Origin of the sequence: Photobacterium pectinilyticum (genome assembly GCF_024357955.1) — a bacterium.
Taxonomy (GTDB): Bacteria; Pseudomonadota; Gammaproteobacteria; order Enterobacterales; family Vibrionaceae; genus Photobacterium; species Photobacterium pectinilyticum.
Genome location: NZ_JANEYT010000167.1, coordinates 1 through 1,899, shown reverse-complemented (window position 1 = coordinate 1,899; position 1,899 = coordinate 1). Strand labels below are relative to the sequence as shown.

The window sequence follows — 1,899 nt, the reverse complement described above, 5'->3', positions numbered from 1 at the left end:
CCCCCCGCGCAGATCCGGACGTGCGCTACTAACGCATCCGGCTCCTACCTTGGGTGCATAGCGTAAAAGCGCTTTTCCGGATAAGGGTGGACGATCCTCGGTGGCGGTATCCAGTATTTTGCTAGTCTCTCAAAACGCGACCAGGTCATTTGGCTTCGCTGGCTTCTACGCCTAAGCGCTTTTAACCATGCTTTTCTCACTTCTTCTATGAAAAGACTGAGTGACTTGCTGTTATATGGAACGCCATAATAATTTATGTGCCCCTGCACAACACGCCTAAGCCATTGACCTGTTTCATACGGTTTATCATGTAGTCTCCGCTTAAGTTCATGACGTATCTTTTTCAACTGATTTGTCAATCGCTTACGCTTCGTTTTCCTTTTGATTGCCACCTCACCTTTGTCGCCCTGATACTTAAGGCCACAGTAGTGAGTAAAACCGAGAAAATCGAAAGTGCCAGGTTTTCCCCTTGCTTTCTGTTCCTTAAATTGTGACAACGCGAAACGCCCAAAGCGGATCAATTTGGTTTTATCAGGATGGATCTGCAAGCCAAAGGATTTTAGTCTGGCTTTCAAACCACACAGGCATGCTTGAGCATCCTTATGTTTCTGAAAACCCAGTACAGCATCATCTGCATAGCGGACAATAACCACTTCTCCTTGAGCTGAACGAGTCCTTTCCCTGTTTAGCCAAAGATCAAAAACGTAGTGTAGGTAGATATTCGCCAGAAGCGGAGAGATCACCGCTCCTTGCGGAGTACCGAGTTTGGCATGGACTCGATGACCATGCTCATCCAAGATACCTACTTTTAGCCACTGATTGATTAGTCTAACAACTCGTTTATCGCCGATTCGGTGCTGGAGAAACCGGATGAGCCAGTCGTGCTCTACAGTATCGAAGAACTTACTGATGTCCAGATCCAGCACCCAGTTTACTTTCCTCTTGGTTATCGCTACATTCAATGCATCAAGTGCGTCATGTTGCCCCCTCCCGGGTCTGAACCCATAAGAGAATCCAAGAAAGTCCTCTTCATATATTTGATTCAACACTGTGACCATTGCCTGCTGTACGACCTTATCTCTTAGGCAAATGATACTCAGTGGACGCTGGCTACCGTCTTCTTTCAGGATAAAGACCCGCCGAGCCGGTTTTGGTTTATACCTGCCAGTATGGATTTGATCGTGTAATTCTCGAATGTTCCCGGCCAGATTTAGCCTGAACCTGTCCCATGTCACACCATCGCACCCTGCTGCTGATCGTCGTTTCAATTTGAAGAAACTTTCATTTAGCAATTGCTCATCGATGTGCTTAAGCAAGTTGGTAAACTGTCGCTTCTTATCCTTCTTTGCAACATTTCGCACAGCCAGCAGGCCAGACGTCACGTAATTCCAGCTCTGAGTCTGGACGTGGAGACGCTGTTGGCTGTTCCCCTTGGTCAGAGGCCTTCCCTCCACAAATTCCGCAGCTTGTTTAATTGCTTTGTTCACTTGTTTCAACAGTACTATTCCTCTGTCCGACTTCCTAGACGTGCCATACGACCTTGGCACAATGCTTTGGCTGTATGTTCCTGAATGCTCAACTCAGGACGGTCTAGGATCTCCTAGGTTCCGACGGTGAATTTCCCTGCATGCATAGGGTCTCCGACCCCGGGAGGTACGTTCTTGGCTTGCCATTTCGCCTCGATTGTTATTGGTTTCTGCTTCGCTTAACAGCATCACCACCTCCGATTTATAAATTACGTGGCTCAATACCTAGCCTACAGGTGCCTCTACTAACACTTCACTTAGGCAGTTACCTGACTAAGCGCATAGCTCGAGGACTTAGCGGGTGGCTAACCCTTACTAAGAGGGGACTTTCACCCCATATTCACAACGCCAGCTTTGCCTAGCGTACTAAGCG

General features: G+C 47.7%; 1 protein-coding gene. It reads right to left on the bottom strand.

The window, feature by feature from the left end; all coding sequences use genetic code 11:
• Positions 1 to 44: 44 nt before the first annotated feature.
• Positions 45 to 1,487: a group II intron reverse transcriptase/maturase gene (ltrA, locus tag NHN17_RS25645; protein ID WP_255045505.1), complete on the bottom strand. Its 1,443-nt coding sequence runs from the start codon at positions 1,485 to 1,487 to the stop codon at positions 45 to 47.
• Positions 1,488 to 1,899 lie beyond the last annotated feature (412 nt).